General features: G+C 69.1%; 21 protein-coding genes. 9 read left to right on the top strand and 12 right to left on the bottom strand.

Annotated elements, in window-relative coordinates:
* The first annotated feature begins 47 nt into the window (after positions 1–47).
* The 3 genes from SMIR_RS23655 to SMIR_RS23665 are packed head-to-tail and all read left to right on the top strand — an operon-like array spanning position 48 to position 2,805.
* Positions 48–881: an ABC transporter permease gene (locus tag SMIR_RS23655; protein ID WP_248003653.1), complete on the top strand. Its 834-nt coding sequence runs from the start codon at positions 48–50 to the stop codon at positions 879–881.
* Positions 882–887: 6 nt separating this feature from the next.
* The gene (locus SMIR_RS23660) at positions 888–1,889 is read left to right on the top strand and encodes an ABC transporter ATP-binding protein (RefSeq protein WP_212727336.1); all 1,002 of its coding nucleotides are present in this window, start codon (positions 888–890) and stop codon (positions 1,887–1,889) included.
* Positions 1,890–1,899: 10 nt separating this feature from the next.
* Positions 1,900–2,805, top strand: coding sequence for a DUF1707 SHOCT-like domain-containing protein (locus SMIR_RS23665; RefSeq protein ID WP_212727337.1), 906 nt, complete (start codon positions 1,900–1,902; stop codon positions 2,803–2,805).
* 13 nt (positions 2,806–2,818) lie between these two features.
* Here the strand turns inward: SMIR_RS23665 and SMIR_RS23670 are convergent, their stop codons facing one another.
* Positions 2,819–4,153: an SGNH/GDSL hydrolase family protein gene (locus SMIR_RS23670; protein WP_168491992.1), complete on the bottom strand. Its 1,335-nt coding sequence runs from the start codon at positions 4,151–4,153 to the stop codon at positions 2,819–2,821.
* Between the two features lie 284 nt (positions 4,154–4,437).
* Between SMIR_RS23670 and SMIR_RS23675 the strand changes: the two genes are divergently transcribed.
* From SMIR_RS23675 to SMIR_RS23685, 3 genes are all read left to right on the top strand, one after another.
* Complete coding sequence (locus tag SMIR_RS23675) at positions 4,438–5,865, top strand: DUF445 domain-containing protein (protein WP_168491990.1); 1,428 nt, start codon at positions 4,438–4,440, stop codon at positions 5,863–5,865.
* A 94-nt stretch (positions 5,866–5,959) separates the two neighbouring features.
* Positions 5,960–7,456, top strand: a complete 1,497-nt coding sequence (locus SMIR_RS23680; protein WP_168491988.1) for an MFS transporter — start codon at positions 5,960–5,962, stop codon at positions 7,454–7,456.
* A 76-nt stretch (positions 7,457–7,532) separates the two neighbouring features.
* A complete protein-coding gene (locus SMIR_RS23685; RefSeq protein WP_248002940.1) occupies positions 7,533–8,030 on the top strand; it encodes a hypothetical protein in 498 nt (165 codons plus the stop codon).
* Positions 8,031–8,079: 49 nt separating this feature from the next.
* Here SMIR_RS23685 and SMIR_RS23690 read toward each other — a convergent pair whose 3' ends face one another.
* Positions 8,080–8,610, bottom strand: a complete 531-nt coding sequence (locus SMIR_RS23690) for a levansucrase (RefSeq protein ID WP_212727338.1) — start codon at positions 8,608–8,610, stop codon at positions 8,080–8,082.
* Positions 8,611–8,626: 16 nt separating this feature from the next.
* Positions 8,627–9,151, bottom strand: coding sequence for a DUF2269 family protein (locus SMIR_RS23695; protein ID WP_168491986.1), 525 nt, complete (start codon positions 9,149–9,151; stop codon positions 8,627–8,629).
* 174 nt (positions 9,152–9,325) lie between these two features.
* Here SMIR_RS23695 and SMIR_RS23700 point away from each other — a divergent pair, with 174 nt between their 5' ends.
* The gene (locus SMIR_RS23700; RefSeq protein WP_168491984.1) at positions 9,326–10,354 is read left to right on the top strand and encodes a GlxA family transcriptional regulator; all 1,029 of its coding nucleotides are present in this window, start codon (positions 9,326–9,328) and stop codon (positions 10,352–10,354) included.
* Here the strand turns inward: SMIR_RS23700 and SMIR_RS23705 are convergent.
* On the bottom strand, positions 10,264–10,770 hold the full coding sequence (locus tag SMIR_RS23705; protein WP_168491982.1) for a MarR family winged helix-turn-helix transcriptional regulator: 507 nt from the start codon (positions 10,768–10,770) through the stop codon (positions 10,264–10,266). The genes SMIR_RS23700 and SMIR_RS23705 overlap by 91 nt on opposite strands.
* 95 nt (positions 10,771–10,865) lie before the next feature.
* On the opposite strand from SMIR_RS23705, the gene SMIR_RS23710 reads away from it, so the two are divergent.
* Positions 10,866–11,249: a tautomerase family protein gene (locus SMIR_RS23710; protein WP_212727339.1), complete on the top strand. Its 384-nt coding sequence runs from the start codon at positions 10,866–10,868 to the stop codon at positions 11,247–11,249.
* A 111-nt stretch (positions 11,250–11,360) separates the two neighbouring features.
* On the opposite strand, the gene SMIR_RS23715 is transcribed toward SMIR_RS23710, so the two are convergent.
* Positions 11,361–11,663: a hypothetical protein gene (locus tag SMIR_RS23715; RefSeq protein ID WP_168491976.1), complete on the bottom strand. Its 303-nt coding sequence runs from the start codon at positions 11,661–11,663 to the stop codon at positions 11,361–11,363.
* Between the two features lie 87 nt (positions 11,664–11,750).
* Positions 11,751–15,857, bottom strand: coding sequence for a discoidin domain-containing protein (locus SMIR_RS23720; protein WP_212727340.1), 4,107 nt, complete (start codon positions 15,855–15,857; stop codon positions 11,751–11,753).
* Positions 15,858–16,321: 464 nt separating this feature from the next.
* Here SMIR_RS23720 and SMIR_RS23725 point away from each other — a divergent pair, with 464 nt between their 5' ends.
* On the top strand, positions 16,322–17,497 hold the full coding sequence (locus tag SMIR_RS23725; protein ID WP_212727341.1) for a hypothetical protein: 1,176 nt from the start codon (positions 16,322–16,324) through the stop codon (positions 17,495–17,497).
* Positions 17,498–17,508: 11 nt separating this feature from the next.
* Here the strand turns inward: SMIR_RS23725 and SMIR_RS23730 are convergent, their stop codons facing one another.
* The 6 genes from SMIR_RS23730 to SMIR_RS23755 all read right to left on the bottom strand — a co-directional run bounded on the left by SMIR_RS23730 (position 17,509) and on the right by SMIR_RS23755 (position 23,528).
* Complete coding sequence (locus SMIR_RS23730; RefSeq protein WP_249938465.1) at positions 17,509–18,855, bottom strand: HNH endonuclease signature motif containing protein; 1,347 nt, start codon at positions 18,853–18,855, stop codon at positions 17,509–17,511.
* Positions 18,856–19,487: 632 nt separating this feature from the next.
* Positions 19,488–20,000: a nucleoside deaminase gene (locus SMIR_RS23735; protein WP_212727342.1), complete on the bottom strand. Its 513-nt coding sequence runs from the start codon at positions 19,998–20,000 to the stop codon at positions 19,488–19,490.
* A 41-nt stretch (positions 20,001–20,041) separates the two neighbouring features.
* A complete protein-coding gene (locus tag SMIR_RS23740) occupies positions 20,042–20,587 on the bottom strand; it encodes a hypothetical protein (RefSeq protein WP_212727343.1) in 546 nt (181 codons plus the stop codon).
* A complete protein-coding gene (locus SMIR_RS23745; protein ID WP_212727344.1) occupies positions 20,584–22,209 on the bottom strand; it encodes a hypothetical protein in 1,626 nt (541 codons plus the stop codon). The genes SMIR_RS23740 and SMIR_RS23745 overlap by 4 nt, the downstream gene beginning before the upstream one ends.
* Positions 22,210–22,482: 273 nt before the next feature.
* Positions 22,483–22,683, bottom strand: coding sequence for a DUF397 domain-containing protein (locus SMIR_RS23750; protein ID WP_212727345.1), 201 nt, complete (start codon positions 22,681–22,683; stop codon positions 22,483–22,485).
* Entirely contained in the window at positions 22,680–23,528 is an 849-nt protein-coding gene (locus SMIR_RS23755; RefSeq protein WP_212728396.1) for a helix-turn-helix domain-containing protein, read from the bottom strand. Before SMIR_RS23755 ends, SMIR_RS23750 begins: the two co-directional genes overlap by 4 nt.
* Positions 23,529–23,698 lie beyond the last annotated feature (170 nt).

Consider the following 23,698-nt stretch of genomic DNA (forward strand, 5'->3'; position numbering starts at 1 on the left):
GCTCAGGGGACTCGCTCACCTCCGGGGAACCGGCGGCTTCGGCGGTCCTGGGTGCGCCGCAGGGGACGTATGCCCGAGTGCGGGACGGAGTCCGCGCCTACCGGTTGATCGCCGGGATGTGGATCCGCTCCACGATGGCCTACCGCGCCTCCTTCGTGATGACCACCTTCGGGAACTTCGCGGCGACCGCCCTCGACTTCGCCGCCGTCCTGCTGATGTTCTCGCGGGTCGACCGGCTCGGCGGCTACAGCCTGCCCGAGGTCGCCTTCCTGTACGGCATCTCGGCCACCTCCTTCGGGATCACGGACCTGGTGGTCGGCTCGATGGACCGGCTCGGGCGCCGAGTGCGCGACGGCACCCTCGACACGCTCCTCGTACGCCCCGTCCCCGTACTCGCCCAGGTCGCCGCCGACCGCTTCGCGCTGCGCCGCCTCGGCCGGGTCACCCAGGGGCTGCTGGTCCTCGCGTACGCGATCGCCGTGCTCGACATCGACTGGACGCCGCTCAGACTGCTCATGATCCCGCTGATGCTGCTCTGCGGCGCCGCCATCTTCGCGGCCGTGTTCGTGGCGGGCGGAGCCTTCCAGTTCGTCGCGCAGGACGCCTCCGAGGTACAGAACTCCTTCACGTACGGAGGCACCACGCTCCTGCAGTACCCGCCGACCGTCTTCGCCAAGGACCTGGTGCGCGGGGCCACCTTCGTGCTCCCGCTGGCCTTCGTGAACTGGCTGCCCGGGCTGTACGTGCTGGGCCGGCCCTACCCGCTCGACCTGCCGACCTGGATCGCCTTCACCCCGCCCCTGATCGCGGCGGGCTGCTGCGCGCTGGCGGGGGTCGCCTGGCGGGCGGGACTTCGTTCGTATCGCAGCACGGGGAGTTGAACCGACATGGAAACAGGCCTGATGACGGACCCGCTCAGGGATCCGGTGGGCGACTTCATCGAACTCGACGGCGTCGAGAAGGTCTTCGACGTCCGCAAGAAGACCGGCTTCCTGCGCAGCGAACGGCGCCAGGTACGGGCCGTGGACTCCCTCTCCTTCACCGTGGCGCGCGGTGAGATGGTCGGCTACATCGGCCCGAACGGCGCGGGCAAGTCGACCACCATCAAGATGCTCACCGGCATCCTCACCCCGAGTGCCGGCCGGCTGCGGGTGGCGGGCATCGACCCGTCCCGCGAGCGGACCCGCCTCGCGCGGCACATCGGGGTCGTCTTCGGGCAGCGTACGACCCTGTGGTGGGACCTTCCGCTGATCGACTCCTACCGGCTGATGCACCGCATGTACCGGATCCCGGACGCCCGTTACCGGGAGAACCTCGACCGCTGCGTCGAACTCCTGGATCTGGAAGCCCTGTTGGACGTCCCGGTGCGCCAGCTCTCCCTGGGGCAGCGGATGCGCGGCGACATCGGAGCGGCGCTGCTGCACGACCCCGAGGTCCTCTACCTCGACGAACCCACCATCGGCCTCGATGTGATCAGCAAGGCCAAGGTCCGTTCCTTCCTGCGGGACCTGAACGCCGAGCGCGGCACGACGGTGCTGCTGACCACGCACGACCTCACCGACATCGAGCAGCTGTGCCGGCGGGTGATGGTCATCGACCACGGGCGGCTGATGTACGACGGTCCGCTGACCGGGCTGCACGAGGTGGGGGAGAGCGAGCGCACTCTCGTGGTCGACCTGGAGCGGGAGCTCCCGCCGATCGAGGTGGACTCGGCGTGGGTGGTGAAGGTGGAGGGGCCCCGGCAGTGGCTCGCCTTCCCCGCGACGGCGTCGGCGGCCGAGCTGGTGGCGCGGATCGCGGCCGAGTTCCCCCTGGTCGACCTCTCGGTGCGGGAGCCGGACATCGAGGCGGTCATCAGCCGCATGTACGCGGAGAAGGCTCTCTCGTAGGCTGGCTCCCATGACCGAGGATGCGCCTTCCAGGGGAAGCGACGACCAGCGACCGACGCCGCCTGACCCCGGATCCCCGAGCCCGGAGCTCCGGGCCTCCGACGCCGATCGTGAACGAGTCGCCGAACAGCTGCGGGACGCCCTCGCGGAGGGCCGCCTCGACATGGAGGAGTTCGAGGAGCGGCTGGAAGCGACGTTCAAGGCGCGGACGTACAGGGAACTGGAGCCGCTCACCCGCGATCTGCCCGGCGCGCACGCCGCGGCCCCGGTCTCCATGGTCAAGCAGCCTGAGGAGAGCGGGAGTTGGGCGGGGCGGATCGTCGGCGGCGAGGGCTCGTCCTCGTGGGGTGTCGCGATCCTGTCGGGCTTCGAGCGCAAGGGCCGCTGGACGGTCCCCAAACGCTTCAACTCCTTCGCCTTCATGGGCGGCGGCGAGATCGACCTGCGCGAGGCGAACTTCGCGGACCGCGAGGTCGTCGTCAACGTCGTCGCCGTCATGGGCGGCGTGAACGTCATCGTGCCGCCCGGCGTCGAGGTCGTCGTCCGCGGCATCGGCATCATGGGCGGCTTCGACCACCGCGAGGAGGGGCGGGCCGGGGACCCGGGCGCCCCGCGCGTGATCGTCACGGGCTTCGCCTTCTGGGGCGGCGTCGGCGTGGAGCGCAAGCTGACCCGCGCCGAGCGGCTGCGCCTGAAGGAGGAGCGCCGCCAGGAGAAGCTGGAGCGCAAGAGCGCCCGCAAGGAACTGGAGGGCTCACGGCGGGACGGCCTCGGCGACATGTTCGACGCCCTCGACGACGCCCACGACCTCATCCGCGAACGCCACGAGGAACGCAGGGAGCGCCAGGAGGAGCGCCGGGAACGGCACCGGGAGCGCAGGGACGAGCGGCATCGGCGGAGGCACGGCGGCTACTAGTTTCCGGCCGATGTCACAGCTCCGCAGGCGCCGCCCCCTTCAGGTCCCCGAGCTCGAACACCTCCGCCATCCGCTTGTACCCCTTGTCACTGGGATGCAGATGGTCCCCGGAGTCGTAATCGGCCCGCAGCCGCCGCGGATCGTACGGATCCCGCAACGCCTCGTCGAAGTCGACGACGGCGTCGTACACCTTCCCCGCCCGGATCTCCGCGTTGACGGCCCGGCGTACGGCGTCACGCGACCGTGAGTACCCGCGATGGCCGCCGAAGGGCATCAGCGTCGCCCCGACGACCCGCAGTCCGCGCGCATGCGCCCGCCGCACCATCTCCCGCAGTCCGTCGGTGACCGTCCGCGGATCGACCTCACCCTGGTTGCGCAGGATGTCGTTGACGCCGAGGTCGATGACGACGGCCTTGACGTTCGTACGGCCGAGCACGTCGCGCTCGAGACGGTTCAGGCCGCTCGGGTTGTCGGCGGGCCGGCCGAGTCCTTCGGCCAGGACCTGGTTGCCGCTGATGCCCTGGTTGACGACGCTGTAGCGAGGCAGGTCGCCGGAGCCGGCCGCGGCGCGCAGCCGGTCGGCGAGGACGTCCGTCCAGCGGTGGTTGGCGCCCTCCGTGGAGGTGATGCCGTCGGTGATCGAGTCGCCCAGGGCGACGACGGTGCCGACGGATTCGTCGCTCAGTACGTCGAGCGCGGTGAGGTAGCGCCAGTGCGGGGTCTGCTCGGTGTACGCGGTGGCGGTCGCGTCCTCGGTGCGGTCGCCCTGGGCGGCGTACGAGATCTGCCGTGCGTGCGGGTGGTAGGTGACCGGGCCGGACGGGGTCGGGGAGTACGTGGTCACGAGGACGTCGGAGTCGCGCGGGATGCGCACGCGCACGGCGTCGCTCATGATCTGCGCTCCGGCCGGGACGATCACGGTGGTGCTGCCGGAGAAGGTGAGGCGGCGCATGGTGTCGGCCACCGCCGCCGCGTCGTTCGCGGCCGCGGCGACGGCGATCGAGGCGTGCGTGATGTTCAGCGGCTGCTGTCCGTAGAGGTTGGACAGGGTGATGCGGGCTTCGGTGCCGCCGACGTCCGTGTGCACGACGTTGCGCAGGGAGCGGCCCGCCATGCCGTTCGTCTCGGTGCCGGGCTCGGCTCCGGCGGGGGAGGCCGACCAGGTGCCGACCCAGGTGCCGGAGGAGGCGGGGGCGGCCGAGTCGCGCGGGGCGCGGTTGTCGGCGGTGGCGTTGCGGGTGCCGCCGGTGCCGTCGTCGGCGGCGACACCCACGTATATGGCTCCGGATATGGCCACGATCACGGCGGTGACGGCGGCCAGCAGGGCATAACCATGACGCTTGGTCATGCGGTGCGTGTCTCCTCGGGCGAGGGGAGCCCGAGGCTCCGAAGTGATGATCACATGATGGGGTACGGGGTAGGGAGGAAAACGACGGGACCCCCTCCCGTGGCCTCGAACGACCCTGGGACGCCCCGGAGGTGCCCCTGAGATTTCCCGGAGACGGCCCCAGGATTCCCCTGAGTTCCCCCCGCCCGAACAGACGCAGGGAACTCCTGTTCCGTTCCGGGAGTCGGTCAGGAAGGGACAATGTGTACGGAGCCCTCGGACGGCGCGGCGAACGGGTGGAGTGAATGGAACGAACAGAACCGGAAGACGCGGGCGCCGAAGGGCAGCCCGCCCGGTCCGGCGCCTCCGGCAACCGCGCGACGACCGCCGTCGACCAGGCCGAACGCGCGACGGCCGGCCCCGGCCGGGAGCGGCGCGCGACGACCGAACCCGGCCCGCCGAACCGCGCGATGACGTCGTTCAGCCCCGCCGACGAGGAGAAGCGTCGCGGTGTCCGCCAGATGAAACTGACGGCCACCGGCCTGCTGCTCTTCGTCGCCCTCGTGTACGTCCTCGCGAAATGGGCGTCCCACGAGGGCGCCGGCCCCTGGACCGGCTATGTCGCGGCGGCCGCCGAGGCCGGCATGGTCGGCGCGCTCGCCGACTGGTTCGCGGTCACGGCCCTCTTCCGCCACCCGCTCGGCCTGCCCATCCCGCACACCGCGATCATCCCCACCAAGAAGGACCAGCTGGGCGTCTCGCTCGGCGAGTTCGTGGGCGAGAACTTCCTCTCCTCCGACGTCGTACGACAGCGCCTGCGCGCCGTGGGCATCGGCAGCCGTCTCGGTGCCTGGCTCGCCGAACCGGAGCACGCCGACCGGGTCACCGCCGAGCTCGCCGCCGCGCTCAGAGGCGCCCTGACCGTGCTGCGCGACTCCGACGTGCAGGCGGTGGTCGGAGAGGCGATCACCCGCCGCGCCGACGCCCAGGAGATCGCGCCCGGCATAGGGAAGATGCTGGAGAAGATCGTCGCGGACGGCGGCCACAAGCGGGTCGTGGACCTGGTCTGCATCCGCGCCCACGACTGGCTGGTGCTCCACGACGAGCAGGTCATGGACGCGATCCAGGGCGGCGCGCCCGGCTGGACCCCGCGCTTCGTCGACAAGAAGGTCGGCGAGCGGGTCTACAAGGAGCTGCTCCGCTTCGTCACCGAGATGCGCGACGCCCCCTCCCACCCGGCCCGCGGCGCCCTCGACCGCTTCCTCACCGACTTCGCCTCCGACCTCCAGTCCGACACCGACACCCGCGCGCGCGTGGAGCGCCTGAAGGGTGAGGTGCTGGGCCGCGGCGAGGTCCAGGACCTGATCGCCTCCGCCTGGACGGCCGTACGGTCCATGATCGTGTCCGCCGCCGAGGACGAGCGCAGTGAGCTGCGGCTGCGCGTGCGGGCCTCCCTGCTCTCGCTGGGCGCCCGCATGGCCACCGATCCCAAGCTCCAGGCCAAGGTCGACCGGTGGGTCGAGGGCGCGGCGGTGTACGTGGTGACGACGTACCGGGCCGAGATCACCTCCCTCATCACCGACACGGTGGCCGGCTGGGACGCCGAGCACACGACCAGGAAGATCGAGGCCCACATCGGCCGTGACCTGCAGTTCATCCGGATCAACGGCACGGTGGTGGGCTCGTTGGCCGGGTTGCTGATCTTTACGGTGTCGCGGATCGTGGGGGCGTAGATCCCTCTCGGGAGGGCGTGACCGCACTCGGGCGGGCGTAGGCCGTGCTCCGGAGGGAACCCGGGCAGGCGTCGCTCGACGAGGAGGGAGCCTCATGTCCACCGTTGAGGAAAAGGGCCGGGGGGAAGGCCGGGATCAAGGCGGGGGCCGGGTCACCACCGCCGTTCCCGCTCGTCTCGACCGCCTCCCCTGGTCACGCTGGCACTGGACCGTGGTGATCGGCCTCGGCACGGTGTGGATCCTCGACGGACTGGAAGTCACGGTCGTCGGCAACATCGCCGGACGCCTCTCCGAGCCCGGCAGCGGCCTGCCGATCACCTCCGCGCAGGTCACCGGCACCGCGGCGGCCTTCTATGTCGCCGGCGCGTGCGTCGGGGCGCTGTTCTTCGGCCGCCTCACCGACCGCTTCGGCCGCAGGAAACTGTTCATGGTCACCCTGGCGGTGTATCTGGGGGCCACGGCTCTGACCGCCGTCTCCTTCGAGCCCTGGTGGTTCTTCACCTTCCGCTTCCTCACGGGCTTCGGCATCGGCGGCGAGTACGCGGCCATCAACTCCGCGATCGACGAGCTGATCCCCTCCCAGCACCGCGGCCGGGTCGACCTGATCATCAACGGAAGCTTCTGGCTGGGCGCGATCGGCGGCTCCCTGCTGTCGATCGTCGCGCTGGACACCGACCTCTTCCCGGCGAACATCGGCTGGCGGCTGACCTTCGCCCTCGGCGTGGTCCTCGGCCTGGTCATCCTCCTCGTACGCCGCAATGTCCCGGAGAGCCCACGGTGGCTGCTGATCCACGGCAGACAGGAGGAGGCCGAGCAACTGGTGGCCTCGGTGGAGGAACGGGTCCGCGCCGACCTCGGTGGCCGCGAACTGCCGCCTCCCGTCGGGGAGATCACCATCCATCAGCGCAAGAGCATCGGCTTCCTCACCATCGCCCGCACGGTCTTCGCGACCTACCGCAAGCGCGCCGCGTTCGGCCTCTCCCTCTTCATCGGCCAGGCGTTCCTCTACAACGCGATCACCTTCGGCTTCGGTGCGATCCTGACGAAGTTCTACGACGTCCCGGCGGGCGCCACCGGCTACTACTTCGCCGTGATCGCGTTCGGCAACTTCCTCGGCCCGCTGCTGCTCGGCAAGCTCTTCGACACGGTCGGCCGCCGCCCGATGATCTCGTCGACGTACCTGCTCTCCGGGCTGCTGCTGTTCGGCACGGCCTGGCTGTTCGGCCGGGGCTCGCTGAGCGCGGTGACCCTGACGGCCTGCTGGTGCGTGGCCCTCTTCTTCGCCTCGGCGGGCGCGTCGAGCGCCTATCTCACCGTCTCCGAGATCTTCCCGATGGAGACCCGCGCGATGGCCATCGCCTTCTTCTACGCCATCGGCACGGCGGCCGGCGGCATCAGCGGACCGCTGGTCTTCGCGAACCTCACCCAGTCCGGCGTGGTCGGCGACACCGTGCTGGCCTTCCAGATCGGCGCGGGCCTGATGTGCGTGGCGGGGCTGGTCGCCGCGTTCCTGGCGGTGAAGGCCGAACGACGCTCGCTGGAGGACATCGCGACCCCGCTGTCGGCGGCGGCACCCGCCGACTCCGCCTGAGCACAGGAGCCTGATTACGGGAACCTGAGTACGCGTACTCTGTCGGCCCGCCGCCCGGGCGGGAACCCTCGTACGCATGACCGAGAAGCTGTTAGGCCCTCTGCGAACGCGCCCCTGGCCGGAACGCTGGCTGACGCGCGTGCTCGGCGCCGCCCTCTCCGGCGCGGCGTACCTCCTCTGCCTCCCCTGGGACCTGCGCAATCGCCCCGGAGCGACCGGGGCGATCACCGAGACGACCTCGATGACCGTGCTCGGCGCCGTCCTCCTCGGCGTGGCCCTGCTGCTCCTGGCCGCCTACCTCGGCCGCCGGGACGCGCTGGCCTGGCCCCTGCTGCTGGTGGCGGGGCCGCCGGCCGCACTGATGTACGTCTCCTTCCACTCCCACCCGGAGCCCCCGGACGCGGCGGTCTGGCCGCTCACCTGGGCCTTCTTCACGCTGGTGGTCGCGGCGGGGGTACTGATCGCGACGGCGGTGGCGAGGCGGTACCGGGCGGCGGACTGGGCGAGTTCCTCGGGCTCCGGCGACTCCTGGGACTCGTCGGACGAGGCACTCAGCCTCGCCCGGTGGTGGTGACCGTCCGGCGGGGAGGGGAGGAGGACTCACGGACCGTTGAAGCGACGATTCACGGACCGTAGAAGTACCGCGAGCCCTTCTCGATGAAGTACGTGGCGTAGATGCGCCCGAGGGCCGGCTTGCCGCGGTACATGCCCACGTACGGGCGGGAGCTGTCGACCACGACGGGCCGTGTCATACAGGCGAACCGGACGCGTTGGCGCTCCTCCGCCCACCGCACGGCGGCCGGGTCGACGCGGTCGCTGACCAGGACGGGGAAGGCGCCGACCCCGTTCTGCAGACCGACGGGCAGGCCGCCCTTGGTGTCCTTGGCGTACTTCGTCACCTGTTCGGTGAAGCCCTCGACGACGGGCACGGTGATCTCCGGAACCGCCGCGGCCACGGTGAACAGATACAGCTTCGTCGCCATCCAGCGAAGCCGGAAGTCCGACCGCCGCCCCACCAGCACGGGCACCCCGGCCCAGTCCTCCCAGCGGGTGGCGCACCCGTCGGCCGTCAGTCGGCCCTCCAGGGTGGCGAGGTAGGCCCCCGGGGCCGAGGGCGTCGACGGATCGTGTGGTCCGTGCACCTGTCCATGCATGAGCCGGATCCTAGGGCTAGGCGCCCGTGGTGGACCCCGGTCGGACGATCATCAGGATCGTGACGGTGGCCCAGAGGAGGCTGAAGAGCCCGGTGAACATGGCGAGCCGGGCGATGTCCCGCGGGCCGACACGGTTCGCTCCGGCGTACGCCGCACCCTGCCCGCCTTCCCCCACGCCTTCCTCTATGGACTCCTCCATGCCCTCCATGCCCTCCATGAGCGCGGTTTGCCGGGGCAGGACCAGCGCGGCGAGGACGACGGCGGCCAGGGCCGTCAGCGCGATCGAGGCGATCAGCCAGGTGTCGCCGAGCACGCCCATGTTCTTGGCCGTGGCGAACCCGAACACGGGCACGGCGACGCCGACCGTCGCGTACACACGGCATATGCGGTGCAGCACCCGCACGGTGGAGAGGGCCTGGGCGTCTCCGGGCTCGGCGAGCGCCTTGCGCGCACTGGGCGGGAACATGCTGGCGGCGACGGTGACGGGCCCGACGGCGACGATCGCGGCGAGGACGTGCACGGCGAGAAGGAACTTGTTCACGGGCTGACGCTAGGGGTGCGCGCGATCTTGCAGAAGCGGCACTTCTGCCAGGGTCCAACGGATTCTCGCCAACCGTCCTGCCGCGGGGAATCGGCAGCCCGAACGTAGCCCCACGAGGCCACGAGGCTGAGGGCCCCGCTTGGCCACAATCCGCTGTATGTCTACGCTCTGGCCATGCACACCGTGGCCGTACTGGCGCTCGACCAGGTCATCCCGTTCGACCTCTCCGCCCCGATCGACACCTTCGGCTGGGCCCGGCTGCCGGACGGCCGGGAGCCCTACCGGATCCGGGTCTGCTCGCCCGCGGCGGACGAGGAGGTGAGCGCGGGCCCGTTCACCATCCGCGCCCCCTACGGCCTGGAGGCGCTGGCCGAGGCCGACACGATCATCCTGCCCGGCATCGCGAACCCGGCCGCCCCGCTCCCGCCGGGCGTGACGCAGGCGCTGCGCGCGGCGGCCGCGAACGGCACCCGGATCGCCTCGATCTGCGTGGGCGCCTTCGTCTTCGCCGCCACCGGCCTGCTGGACGGGCTGCGCGCCACCACGCACTGGGTCGCGGCCGCGAACCTGGCGGCCAGGTACCCCGCCGTGACCGTCGACCCGAACGTCCTCTACGTCGACAACGGCCAGTTCCTCACCTCGGCGGGCGCGGCCGCCGCCCTCGACATGTGCCTGCACATGATCCGCCAGGACCACGGTTCGGCGGTCGCCGCGCACGCGGCCCGGATGTCGGTCATGCCGCTCGAACGGGAGGGCGGCCAGGCCCAGTTCATCATCCACGACCAGCCCCCGGTACCGGCCGGCACCACGATGGAGCCCCTCCTCGCCTGGCTGGAGGAGAACGCGGAGCGTGAGCTGACCCTGGAGGACATCGCCGCCCACGCCGGCATGAGCACTCGTACGCTCAACCGCCGCTTCCGCGACCAGACCGGCACCACACCGCTCCAATGGCTGCACCGCGCCCGGGTCCGCCGCGCCCAGTACCTCCTGGAGACGACCACGTACCCGGTCGAACGCATCGCGACCCAGGCGGGGTTCGGCTCACCGACGGCGTTCCGGGAGCGGTTCAAGCGAGTGGTGGGAACGAGCCCGTACGCGTACCGCCGGGCATTTCAGGGAACGGGGCCCTCGGTCACGCTCTCGGCCTCGGGCGCGGCCTCGGTCTCGGGCGCGGAGTCCGTGTCCGCCGCCGCGGCCTCATAGGCGCGCAAGGTGTCGATGACCAGCTGCCGCTGATCGGGGGTCAGCGGTTCCAGCGCCTGACGCCAGGCGGTGGCTCCGCGCGCCAGCCACGCGGAGATGGAGGGCCGTTGGGCGTCGGTGATGCTGACGATGCGTCGCCGCCGGTCGGCCGGGTCTTCCCGCCGCTCCAGAATTCCCTTCCCGCTCAGCTCGCCGACCATGAGGCTGACGGTGGTCGGCGCGACTTCGAGGCGGGCGGCCAGGTCGTTCACCGTCAGAGGCCCGTCGAAGAGCAGGTACGACAGCAGCGACAGGTGCCGCGGAGCGAGCGCCAGCGACTGGAGCTCCTCGGGCACCGGGATGCGCTTGGCCCGCCCGACCATGCGAGGCATGAGCAGCAGCAGCGCCCTGACGGCGTCGTCGACGCTCGTTGACATCGACCATCCCTCTCATTAGCTTTGAAAGCAAAGATGCTTTGCCCTCAAAGGGAACCTGGCGTCATGGTACCGATCCACGCGAACGGAGATCCCTCATGCCACACCTCACCGTGCAGATCCGCGAGGAGACGCTCGACGGAGACGTCGAACCGAAGCTCGTCCGGGCGCTGACCGACGCGGTGGCCGCCGTGGTCGGGGAGTGGGCGCGTACGGTCGCGGTCGTGGAACTGTTCGGCGTCCCCGAGCACCGCTGGGGAACCGCGGGCATACCCGGCAAGGCACCCGCGCCGCTCGTCACGCTCGCCCTGCGCGAGGCGGCCCTGACCCACCCTCAGATCCCTGACGCGCCCGCCCGCTTGATCAGGTCCCTGACGGAAGCGGTGACCACGGTCCTCGGCGAGTCCGTACGGGAGCACGTGTCCGTGTTGATCGTGGGTGTCCCGGCCGGACGGTCGGGGGTGGGCGGGGAAGTCGCCTGACCCGGTGCCGACACAGTCGGCCCAGGACAGGACCGCCGCCGGGCTCAGCGCGAGGGGCGGGCCCGGCGGCGACCGTCGTAGGTACTCAGGCTCGTACCGTCGCGTACTCGCTCAAGCCCGCCGGTCGGCCACGGCCCACGAGGCGAGGGCCACGGCACCGGCGACGCCGAACACGGAGGGCCAGGCGCCCACCTTCTTGGCCAGCGGGTGGGACCCGGCGAAGGCGGCGACGTACGCGACGGTCAGCGCCCCGGCGGCCTTCCCGCCGGCCTGCTGACGCCACTGCTGCGCGGCCGTGGCCCCGGCGGCCGCCAGCACCACCCCGCCGAGCTGCCGCTTCTTGGTCCACCGGGCCACGCCGTACCCGCCGATGAGCCCACCCGCGGCCACCGCCGCGGCCGGTACCTTCGCCATTGCTGCCTCCCGCTCCTGCCTGCGTCTGTCGAACAAACCGAGACTAACGCGCACGAACGGACACCCGACGACCGCCCTACCCGCGGCCTACCCCCGGGCGACCGTGCGGGGACTGTTGTAGGCGGACACGCTGAGCGCCGGACGGTTCGACGGCAGCGCGTGAGCCGGCCAGGACAGGGTGACCGTCCGCGACTCGCCGGGCAGCAGCCAGAGGTAGTTGTCGCTGTACAGCGTCGGCAGGACGCGGTCACCGCTGTGATCGTCCAGCAGCGACAGCCGGACCATCGGGGCGAGGGCCGATCCACGGTTCTTGACGACAGCGGTCAGTTCACGCCGGGTACCGGAGCGCGACACACGGGTGATCGAGGCCGAGAGCCCGACCTTCGGGAGGTCGTTGAGTGCCTTCATCGCGGCTGGGGTCCGATGGCGCCAGTAGGTATTGGCCGAGAGCGTACGACCCGCGTGGTCCTCGAGGGTCAGACGCAGCAGATGCAGATCGGGCAGGTCGTCGCTCCAGTCCACGGCGAAGGCGCGGGTGGTGGCGGCCGACGCGACATCGACCACCGCCTTCCTGGTCCCGCCGACCTGGCGACCGGTGAGGTCGTGGATCCGGGCGGTGACGGTCGCGCCCTCGAGCGCGCGGCGCGTGTGGTTCACCACGAGGAGCTGCCATTTCAGCGGGTCGGCCTGGACGTGCAGGGGCTCGCAGGCGGTGCGGGCACCGTAGTAGGTGCCGTTGACGTCGAAGTCGTAGTCGTAGGTCTGCCAGACGGTGCTGTGCCAGGCGGGGTGGGACATCCACAGCATGAGGCCGCTGGCGTCGTCCCACAGGTGGGCGTTCCACGCCTCGAACATGCTGCGCGCGTTCTCGTAGTTGACGAACTGCGCCTTGCCGGCGAAGTCGTCGAGGTCCGTCGCGGTACCCAGGCGCGCCTCGATCGCCGCCCGGTACTGCTGCGGAGCCTGATTCCCGCGTTCGCTCCAGTCGTGGTAGTACCACGCTCCGCCTATCGGCCACTCCTTCTCGTCGCCCACCAGATTGCGCATGCTCTCGGCGTTGGAGACGACCGGCATGCCGATCTCGGTGTGGAATCCGAAGCTGTTGCTGCCGTAGGTCGACGGGTCGTAGTACTTCCCGGGCTCCACCCAGTTGTAGGGGCCGCCGCCGGTGATGATGCCTCCGGCGGAGTTGTTCTGGTAGAGGATGCCGGGAGCCTGCTGCTCGACGGCGTCGCGCATGCCCTTGTCGATGGCGGCCGGCGGGTCGCCCTCGTTGGCGCCGCACCACACCACCACGCAGGGGTGGATGCGATAGCGCAGTACGGTGTCACGCGCGATCGCGTTGAACGCGTCATGGTCCGGCGGGTCCATGGCCCAGGCATTGGGGAAGTCGTTCCACACCAGGATGCCGTGTTCGTCGCAACTGGCGTAGAACTCCTCCCGGTTGATGCTGCCGACCCAGTTGCGGATCATCGTGAAGTTCATGTCGCGGTGCATACGCACCGCCGCGTCCATCCGCTCGGCGGGCATCCGCCGCAGGAGTTCGTCCCAGCCCCAGTTGCCGCCCCGGGCCAGCACCCGTACGCCGTTCACGCTGATCTTCAGCGGCACCGGGCTGTTGTCCACGGACTTCACGTCCGTCCAGGTGTCACCGTCGGACGACACCTGGATGACGTACGTCTTCGGATAGGCCTGCTCCCACAGGATGGCCACCCGGTCGAAACTCTGGGCGGAGCCGAGGTCGACCTGGATCCACTGGTGGTCCTCGTACTGCGACGACCACCGGCTGTCGGGGTTGCCGTCGGTCGCGGCGGCGGCCGGATGGTCGGACTCCTCGGTGGAGGCCGTGGCCGCCTTGTGCAGGGCCAGGTCGGTGCCCGGACGGGAACTGTCGATCACCGACAGGGACCAGAGGGAGTTTCCCCAACTGGTGTGGCGCACACCGCAGTTGATCCGCACGAAGCGCGCCGTGCGGGCGGTGAAGTCCTCCACCTGCAGGCTCGCCCGGTCGGTGTTGAACGGCAGCGGCACGGCGGTGTTGTCCACGGACTTCACGTCCGTCCAGGTCGAGTCGTCCGTGGACACCTGGACCACGTACGTCCGGGCGTAGGCCTGCTCCCACACGAGGTCGACGCCGTCGAAGGACTGCGGGGAGCCCAGGTCCACGCGGATCCACTGGTCGTCCTGGTAGGCCGAGGACCAGCGGGTGCCGGGGTCACCGTCGGTGGCGTTGCCGGGGCCGTGGTCGTCGCCGTCCGTCGTGGAGGAGGTGGCGCTCGCGTGCAGGGCGAGGTCGGTGCCCGGCCTGGCGCTGTCGGTCACCGACAGGGTCCACAGGGAGTTGCCCCAGTCCGTGGCCCGGGTCAGGCACCTGACCCGCACATACCGGGCCTGCTGCCTTCCGACCTTCAGCGACTGGGTGCAGGCGTCGCCGGACGAGGTGAAGGGCAGCGGTATCTCGTACTCGTAGCCGAACTGGCGGATACCGAAGCGGGTGGTGCGCCGGTCGCTCTCCGTCCCGTCGACCGAGGCGGCCAGGGTGAGGTCGTGAAGGTCGGGGCTGCCGAGCCCGTTGGGCCACCACAGTGCGGGGTTGCGCAGCCGCAGCCGGCTGAAGGCGTCCGGAGCGAAGGTGACGTCGACGCTCCCGCCGGCCGGGACGGTGACGGCCTTGGAGACCCGTATGTCGCCGAAGAACGCGGAGACGGTCGTGGTGTGCTCGGCCGCATCGGCGTTACGGACCGGGACGGTGATGGTGAGTTCGGCGACCGAGGTGTCGGGCAGGTGCGGCAGAACCGTGTCCACCCGGGGGTCGCCGATGACCACGGCCCCCGTGGATCTCAGCCGGACATGGTTCCAGATCCCCGAGACCCGGTCCCGTACGGCGGGCATCCAGTCCCACCCCGAAGCGGCCAGATACGTGGGCGAGTTGAGGTTCATCTGACCCGCGCCCGCGTCCACCCAGGACTCCCCGGCGGGACCCTTGTCGCCCGGGCTGCCGGGGACGGGCATCGGCGTGATCTTCACGGCCAGCGCGTTCTGGCCCTTCGTCCCCGTCTCGGCGATCCACTCCGTCACGTCATGGGCCGAGCGGGCGAACGGGTAGGTGAGCCCTCCCACCCGGTGGCCGTTGAGCCAGATGTCGGCCTGATGGTTGATGCCGTCGAACTCCAGCCAGACCTTGCGGCCACGGCCGGTGCGCAGACCGGACGGCAGGTCGAAGTCACGCTTGTACCACCAGGAATGGCGGGAGAGCGCCTCAGGGATGTGCAGATTGTTCAGACCAGCCACCGGGTCCGGGAGCTTTCCCTGGTCGACGAGTGAGGCGAGGACCGTGCCGGGCACGGTGGCGGGCAGCCAGCCGCTGGTGTCGACGGTCGTCCTCGACAGGTCGGGGCCCTCGCCGTCGGCCCAGTCGTCCAGGGTCAGCCGCCAGCCGGACTCCAGCGGCACCGTGCCGTCCGCCGCGACGGCCAGCCGGGGAGCCTCGCCGTGATGGGTCCCCCAGTCGGTCCAGCCGGTGGCCGAGGGCCGCCGGCCACCGACGGTGCCGTACACCTCGAACCCGTTCAGGCCGAGCGGGTTGGGACTTGACCGCCGCTGCGCCGTCATCCGCACCCACCGTGCCGTCACGGACCGGGTCAGCGGAATGTCCACCACCCCACCCGTACCGGCGGTCGTGCGGTACACGCTCGTCCAGGAGGCGCCGTCCCTGGACGTCTCGACGACGAAGGCGAGCGCGTAACTGGACAGGATCTCCTTGCCGGTGGTGCCTTGGGCCGGGTTACCGGTGGTGGGGGGCGTGAAAACCGGATCGCTCGCGTCGGCCTCGAAGGTGAGCCGGACCCGCGTGACCTGGCAGTCGGCCTGCAGATCGACCGAGACCCACTGCGGATCGTCGCCCGCCGCCGCGCGCCATCCACTTCCCCGGACCCCGGGCGACGCGAGCCGGTCGACCACGAACTCGCCCGGAGTCGGCGCGTAGTCCGTCGAGGAGACCTCGACGGGGCGGTAGGCGGCGAGTTCACCGGAGGACGCCGCCGCGGTGAGCGCGTCACCGCGCCCGGCGGCCGTGCTCGTCGCCGGGAACAGAGCGTTCAGACCGAACCCGCCGAGAAGAGTCGAACCCGTAGTGACCACCGACCGCCGGGAAGGACCGGAAGGATCCCGCGGCGCATGTGACTGACCTGCCATGAACGTGAGTCCCATCAGAAAACAGCGCGGCCGACGAACACGCGGTGGCGCCGGAGCCGTGGCATGACAACGTTGCCAGAAGTTGTGACAACGTTGCCAAAGGTGGCCGCGCGCCCAAGCTCCTGTCAAGACCTCGCACACGATCACGCGTTCTGACGGCACGATCACCGCGCTCAGCTCCCGGTCACCACACGTCGAGAAGCAAGTCGCCCCAGGGGCACGGGAGTCATGGAGCAAGTCGCAGAATTTCCGGCGTGCCGACCCAAGGCGCGGCCTCCACTGGAAGCTGCCCGCCGAACCAGGCCGGAGCGGGAGTAGCGCCGTGGGCGCTACGAGCAGAAGGCACGTTCTCGCCCTGGCTGCCAGTTGCTCTGTCGGGCTGGGGCCGCCGGCAGCCATTGCGCGAACAGTCCCTGGCCATGCATGATGCCCCGCGTTGTTCGTGTGGCAGGGGTGGAACAGCTGTGAACCAGAAAGCCCGCAATGGCGGAGCGGAATCGTCGGGAATGGTCGGCCGAGTCCGCTATCGGGCTTCGTGGCAGCAGTCCCTGCCACTGGGTCTGATCCTCGGCGCCGCCGTGCTGATGCAGTTGGCGAACCCCTTGCTGTGGGCGCACCAGCGGCCCGGGCTGCCCGGCCTGCCGTTCGAGTCGCGGGTCCTGCCCCTGGTGCTGCCGTTCTTCGTCATGCTCGAACTGTGGGTGCTGAGCCGCTACGTCGGGGTAACCCTGACCCCTGAGGCGGTCGTCGTCCACAACCTGCGCCGCCGGACCATCCCGTGGACCAACGTCGCCGAGGTCGCGATCGAGCCGTTCACCGGCGGACGGCGGGTGGTCCTCTACGAGACGGATGGACGCCGCACCCCGCTACGAATGCCCAGCTCCGGTTTCCTGTCCCGCGACCGGCGGTTCGACGACAAGGTCGCGACCATCCGAAGCTGGTGGCTTGCCAACGGCGGCGCGGCCCAAGTCGAAGACACAGCTGGTGAACTCGGCGCCTGGGGGCATACCTACGGCCGGCTGCCCGAGCGACTGGGCATGCGACCTGCGCCGAGCCGGTCGGTGCCCACGGTCCTGCTGCTCGGCTGGCTTGCGGCTGATGCGGTGATGGCGGGGTTCGCCGAGGGGCCCGGCGCTGATCACCCGACGCTCCTCGGCCGCACGCTCGGCGCACTCGTCGCGATCTCGCTGCTGCTGGGCGCGGGCTTCCTGAGCTTCGGTAGAGGCGTCATCCTCACTGCCGACCACCTGGTCATACGAGGGCTGCGGCCCCGAACCGTTCCCTGGGACGAGATTCAAGGGATCGCCGTCGAGCGCCACCGCGGCGGGCGCAGGCTAGTCATCCTTGAAGCGAGCAGTCGCCGAACGCCATTGCCAGTACCGCGTGTCGGACGCGTGCTCTGGGACTCGGAGTTCGAAGCCAAGTTCCAAACGTTACGTCACTGGTGGCGCACTCACGCGGAGATTGGCACGACCCCGACCGAAGCGGCACTCCAACCCTCGGACCAGCCACCGCTCCTTCCCTACCGCGGACCGCGTCTGTGGCAGAAGGGAGTGCTGGCCCTGGCCTGCATCGTCCTCGGCTACGAGATCCTTCTGTCAGTTCTAGTCGGAGCTCTGTTCCTCACCGCCGGTCAGTGAGAAAACCTCACTCACTCCCGATAAACGGGCGGCGCATTCCTGTACGTATGCCCGGTGTGACTCGTCCAACTGGCAATCCCGGTATGCGGATCCCGCGTCACCCTCCACCCGGGATGGTGGGTCTTCAGCCGATGATGCCGCCGACATAACGGCTGAAGATTGTCGGGAACGGTCAACCCACCCGCCTCGGGACGCTCGTGATCGAACGGTTCGACGTGATCGACATCGCAGCGATGCGCAGGCATCCGACAACTGGGAAAGGCGCAGTACTGGTCGCGTGCAATGACCTGCCGCTCGGCATCGGCCGTGGGCCGATAGGTGGTCGGATCGACCTTCATGAGCAGCCCACTACCAGGATCAGTGATAAGCCTCCGCCAGATCGTCCCCGGAGCGAAGACGATCTCACGCGCCTGCCCCGCGGTGATCGGCCCGTACCCTTTCAATTCGGCAGGCCCGTCCTCGGCCCCCACCAGAACATCAAGGGGCACAGTGACCTGCACGACGGCGGCAGCCCGCCCGCGCGCCGGAGTCGCGCAATCTCCCACCACACCATTCCGGTTGACCACAAGGTCGTACAACGCGTCGGCACGCTTCCGCGCCAGAGTTCGCCCGTCATTGTCGAACGTGGCCGCATGGGCATCGACGGCCTGCCCCATCTCGGCAGCCTGCTCAGCAGGCAGGACGGCGCCAAAGAGGGCCATCCCATCCTCTCGCGGATAGAGGACAGTCTCCCGATCCGCCTTGCGCCGTCGATGCCGCTCCTCAGCCCCGTCCGGATCGGCCTTATGAATCTGCCGACGCAATAAGGCCCGCGTCTGTCCGACGGCCAACTCCGGCATCTTCGCGACCACGACGGCCTCAACCTGCCCAGCCGTCTCTGGCTCGAGAACCGCACACAATTCCGTGACGGCTTCGGCCTGCAGATAGGAGATCTCCCCACGCTTCAGCAATTCCAGAGTCGCCGGATACCGAGCGCACAGCTGTTGCGCCACCTGGAGCCGCCGCGAAGCGGTGCCGCCGGCCAGCCGCAAGGCACAAGCCACTTCATCGCTCGCGGCATCCCACTCCCGCAGCAGCCGAGCATCGAACGCCTCACCGGCTGCGGCAGCATCGGCCCCAGAATCCGCGTAATCCCCAATGGCCGCCAACACCTCGACCTGCATCCCCTGCATCCAGGCAAGATGCCTCTCGAACACAGCCAGGGCATCAATCCGTCCCCGCGCCGAAAGCCGCTCACCGGCCAACTCGACCAGCAACCCCAAGGTCTCCACCGAAGGCGCGCACGACCGCAATTCAGAGATCCACTCATCTGTCACCGCAGACGACACATCGACTTCGGACTCCACCGCAACAGCCACCGAGCTCACCCCCGTCCCCCATGAGAGCGCCGAACCTCACCCACCCACCAACGGTCCGACCTCTCCATTATCGCTCACGGAGAGTGATATCCCCAGCTCGTTGCCGCATTTCATCCGTCAGAATGATCCACCCCGGAACCGGGAACTCCGCCAGTCGCCAGCCCACGCAGCGCGCCATCGCGACCGGTGCCAGGCCGAGACGACCGGCGTCCTGGTCCACCCGGACCACCCCAGACATGCTCTCGTCCCACCCACCATCCGGAAGCCGCCAAACTAACCCGGCGTGCGCGGAAGGCCATAGGCGTCCCCCAAGCCGCAAATTCTCGGCACCCGGCAATGCGAAGAAACCCCACCCCCGCTTCTCCCGCCGCCCCCTTTCGGGCCGCCCGGCCAAGAGCACTCCGCGGTGGAGGGGTGAGGGTCAAGAGTGGAGCGAAGCGAAATCGGCGCAGCCGACGCCCGAAGGGCGCTCTTGACGCTCACCCCGGAACCGCCACACTCAGCAAAACCGGGCGGCCTTGGGTGCCTTGATGCCAACGTGATGTGAGTCGGCGTTCTCGCCGCTTCTCCATGAAGAGTCGAGGCAGAAGGGCGTCCTGACCATGCGGTGCCTGCTCCTCTTCGGTCGGACCTCAGATTTTGGGTTCGACGGGGAAAGGCAGTTTGTCAGCCCAGCTGGCGAGAGCCGCGGTCGCGATTTCACGGGCTTCACCATCGGCAGCTGTTTCCGCGAGCAGGGTTCGTTCGGCGTTGGGAAGGGCGAGCTGGCGATAGAACTGAAGATCTTCGAACCCGTTCACGGCGACGTCGTGGCTGTTGGCGGCGTAAACGAGGCGGGGGATACGGGCCCAGTAGCAGGCGACCAGACACATGGGGCAGGGCTCGCTGCTGGCGTACATCACGGCGTCTTCCATGAGGTGGCGCCCGAGTTCTGCACCGGCGGCACGGAGAGCCATGACTTCGGCGTGGGCGGTGGGATCCCGGAGTTCGACGACCGAGCTGGTGCCCGTGGCGATGATTTTCCCGTCGATGACGACGAGGGCGCCGAAGGGGGTTTTGCCTTCGTCTTCGAGGGCGTGCCGGGAGAGCTCGATGGCTTGGGCCAGGAAGGCCTGGTCGTCTTGGCTCTGAGGTACGTAAGGCACCTGATCTCCAATTGTGCGGTGGGCCGGTTGCGGGTGCGCGCTTACATGTAGATGGAGGGATCGGCGTCACCGAAGGGGCCGTCGAGGTCCATGTCGTAGCCGGTGAGGGGTGTAGTGGCACCGGTGGTTTCGACGGTGTGCAACACCAGTTCGGCTCGGTGTTGGTCGGTCCAGTCGCCGTTTTTCAGTAGTTCGACCATATCTGGGATGGGCGCGCGGGTCTGGTCTCCACGGAGGATCAGGCGATGGACGCGGGGTGCGGGCTGGCTGCCGGGACAGAGCAGGACGCTGGCGGCGGACAGGCGGTGGTGCCATTCGCCGAAGGCCCGATCGACGGCAGTCGATCGGTGGACGGTGGCCGGTGCGAGGGGGAGGTTGTGCAGGATGATTCGGGTGATGGTGAGTCGGTCGCCGCAGCGCAGCTGGGCGGTCATGAGTGCCTGGTCGACTTCGTTCCGGAAGGCCGTGAGGTCAGGGCGGAGCCAGGCTTGGTCGCACTGCACGATCACCGCGGCCGACACCTCTGAGGCCTCAAGATCGGCCAGGCGTTCGCGCCAGGTGGTCACATCTATGACGGAGTCGGTCACGTTCCCTCCCGGGTGTGGGCGCCGATCAGTTGCAGAACCTTCAGGCCGACGGTGATGGCTTCCACAGGGTCTGATTCCGCGGCAGCGCCCGGCAGGATGCGGGCAGCGAGGCGAGCGGCGGCCGTCAGAGCCGGGGAGGGGAGCGAGGCGAGGAAGGCCCGCAAGCCCGTGTCGTCGTCTCCTGGGGCCAGTGGGGCCAGGCGACAGGCGATGGCGAGGATCATCGCGGCCGGGCGTTGATTCGGTTCCACTAGCGGGGCGGGCACACGGTACGTGTTGCTGCCGCGTGCCCTGATTATCTCAGCGGCGGGCGAACCGGGAGCGTCGGCGCGGGAGACGAGACTCAGGAGTGCTTCGCGGCCTTGCGCGGCGGTGGCGAAGTAGCGATGGGTGGCGAAGGTACGCAGATAGGCCCCCAATAACTGATGATCGGGGGTGAACTCGGGACGCACCAGCTCCGGTGGGTGCGGCAGACGGGTGTCGCGCAGAGTGGCGAGCGCGGTCACGGTGACCAGCGCCCAGAAGTGGTCGTACTCCTCGGGCGACCCGAAGGTCGTCCGGGAGGCCACGGCTTCTGGCGTGGAAAGGACGTCCATGTCGCCGTACAGGGCCTGGCGCAGTTGGGTGAGGATGGAGGCGCCGTCCCAGTAGTTCCCCATGAACTTGGTACCGGTGAGGATTTCGTACGCGCCGTACAGAGCGCTGGCCTGGTGAGCGCCATGGAATTCGGTGAAGTCACCGCTCCACAGGAGCACTTGGAGCGGCTTGGTGAAAATGGTGCCGAGTTCGTCCCGCGTAGTGGCCGACTTGGGGTCAGGGTCGACGCAGCGCAGGATCTTCAGGCGAGCGTCGGTGGTGAGGGCGACGAGCTCACGGGCGGCCCGGTTGGAGGCCACACCGCGTACCGACATCAGTAGCGCGGTGTTGGCGAGCCAGGCCAGGTAGCGGCTGAGCGCGCCCAGAGGCGGAGCGGGGTCGGGCAGTCGGCGGCAGTGGCGGATGACCGAGTCGATCAGTGCGTGGGCGCAAGCGCTGACCTGGACAGGGTCGGCGCCACCGGCCAGGGTGGCGCGTGAAAGACGGTGCAGGACGTCGAGGTGGACGGTGATGGCGTCCTCGGCGGCAGCGGGCGGTACCTCTGCCTCCACTAGTTGATCGACAAGGTTCCGGATCGCGGTGGGGTCGTTGCTGGTGCCGGCCTGGCTGACGGTGCCCAGATAGGAGTTGATGACGGGGTCGTTCTCGAGCTCGTAGAAGAAGGAGCCGAAGCCCGTCCCCTGGCGGGCCAGAGCCCCGGCCAGGGTCCGGCGCAGCAGCCGATTGCGGCCGCCGATGCTGGCCAGGCCGAAGAGCTGTATGAAGGAGAAGATCCCGAAGATGTTGGCCAGTAGGAACAGCAGCGCGCCGTAAGTGGCGCTGGCGGCGTTGTCGCCGAGGAGTCCGCAGGCCGTGAACAAGGCCGCGAACCAGCCGATGAGCACCCATTCCCTGAAGGCGATGTGGCTGTCGATCGCCCGTAACGAGGGCCAGGAGCTGGCCGCGGAGAACGTGAGCGCGAAGATGACCGCCTCACCGGTCAGCAGCGTGGCGAAGAAGGCGATGCTGAACTGGGTCGCATCCACGACGTCGTCATGGCTTCGTGGATGGTGGAGTGCGACGAGGCCGAGCGCCACAGCGCACACGAATAGTGCCAACTGTCTCCACGTCTGCACCGCTGCCCCGTTCGACTCCCGGACTTCACCAGCGGTGCTCAACTCTTGCAGGGAACAGTGATGTTGCCAACAGGGAGTCCGGGCCCGAGGGTGCGGTGACGGCCGGAAGGCGCCTGATCGCTACACGGGCTCTGCGGCTCCGCCCGAGAGAGGGTTACGGGCGGGGGAATGCTGTCCTTCGAGTCATCCCGCCGATGCCGTAAGAAATTTGTGCCATGCCTCGGCCGACACCGTGACATGAGGGCCGCCCGGCACTTTGGAATCCCTCACCAGCACACCTGCGCGTACGAAGGCGGCCTCCACGCACTCTCCGCCGGCGCCATTGCTGTAAGACGAGGTGAACCACGCCGGACTGCCGGGGTTCGTGGGCTCTGAAACGCTCACTGTGCGTATTCCTTCAGGACGGACTTGATCAGTTGGGTGGAACGCTGAGGACTCAAGGCCGCGGCTCGTAGCCCGTCGAACGCCCTGGTGTACTCACGAACATGATGCTCTCCCTCCAGATAAACGGCGTCGGTGATGCCGTCCCGGTACACCAGGTCCGGTGCTTCCTGTGCTGGGAAGCCCAGCATGGTGAAGGAACCCGAAGCCGGATAGGTGCCCGAGTCGAACGGTAGGACCTGCAGTGTCACAGTCGGCAACTCGACTGAATCCAAGACGCGTTCAAGCTGGTCTCGCATCAGTGCCCGATCTCCGATGATGTGGCGCAGCGCGGCCTCGTTCACGATGAACCAGGCGTCGGGGGCATCGGCTTGCGACAGCATGGTCTGGCGCTCCGCGCGCACCCGCACGGCCCTGTCGATGTCCTCGGCGGACATGTGGGCGCCGGTCGTGTGGAGTTCGCGGATGTATGGCTCGATCTGCATCAAACCCGGGATCAACTCGCACTGGTACTGGCGAAAAGTGGACGCGTCCTGCTCCAGGCCGATGTAGATGCTGAACCACTCGGGCACACCCGCTCCGTGGACTTGCCACCAGCCGCGTGTATTGGCCTGCCGGGCCAGTGACTTGAGGAATTCGCGAAGTTCGTCGGCGGTGGCGTAGAAGCGGCACAGGGCGTCGATGTCGGACGGCTGGACCCGGCCGGTCCCTGTCTCCATCCGATTCACCTTGGACCCACTCCAGTCCAGGGCCTCGCCGACCTGCGCGCAGGTCAGCGAGCTCCTCTCGCGGAGCTTCTTCAGCTCGATCGAGAGACGGCGGCGGCGTGCCGTCGGTGAACCAGCCATCTCAACCATCCCTTGAATAGTGGGTGTTCAGTCTCGCGCCAAGGTCCGTGCCTGCCAATCACTCGGAAGTGGGAATCCCGTCCTGCACATTGCACACCGGGATGTGCTCGCGTCACCCTGGTTCACGACGCAACTCACCGTGAGGGTGCGTGACGCTCCGCTGATCATGT

Source organism: Streptomyces mirabilis (assembly GCF_018310535.1).
Lineage (GTDB): Bacteria > Actinomycetota > Actinomycetes > Streptomycetales > Streptomycetaceae > Streptomyces.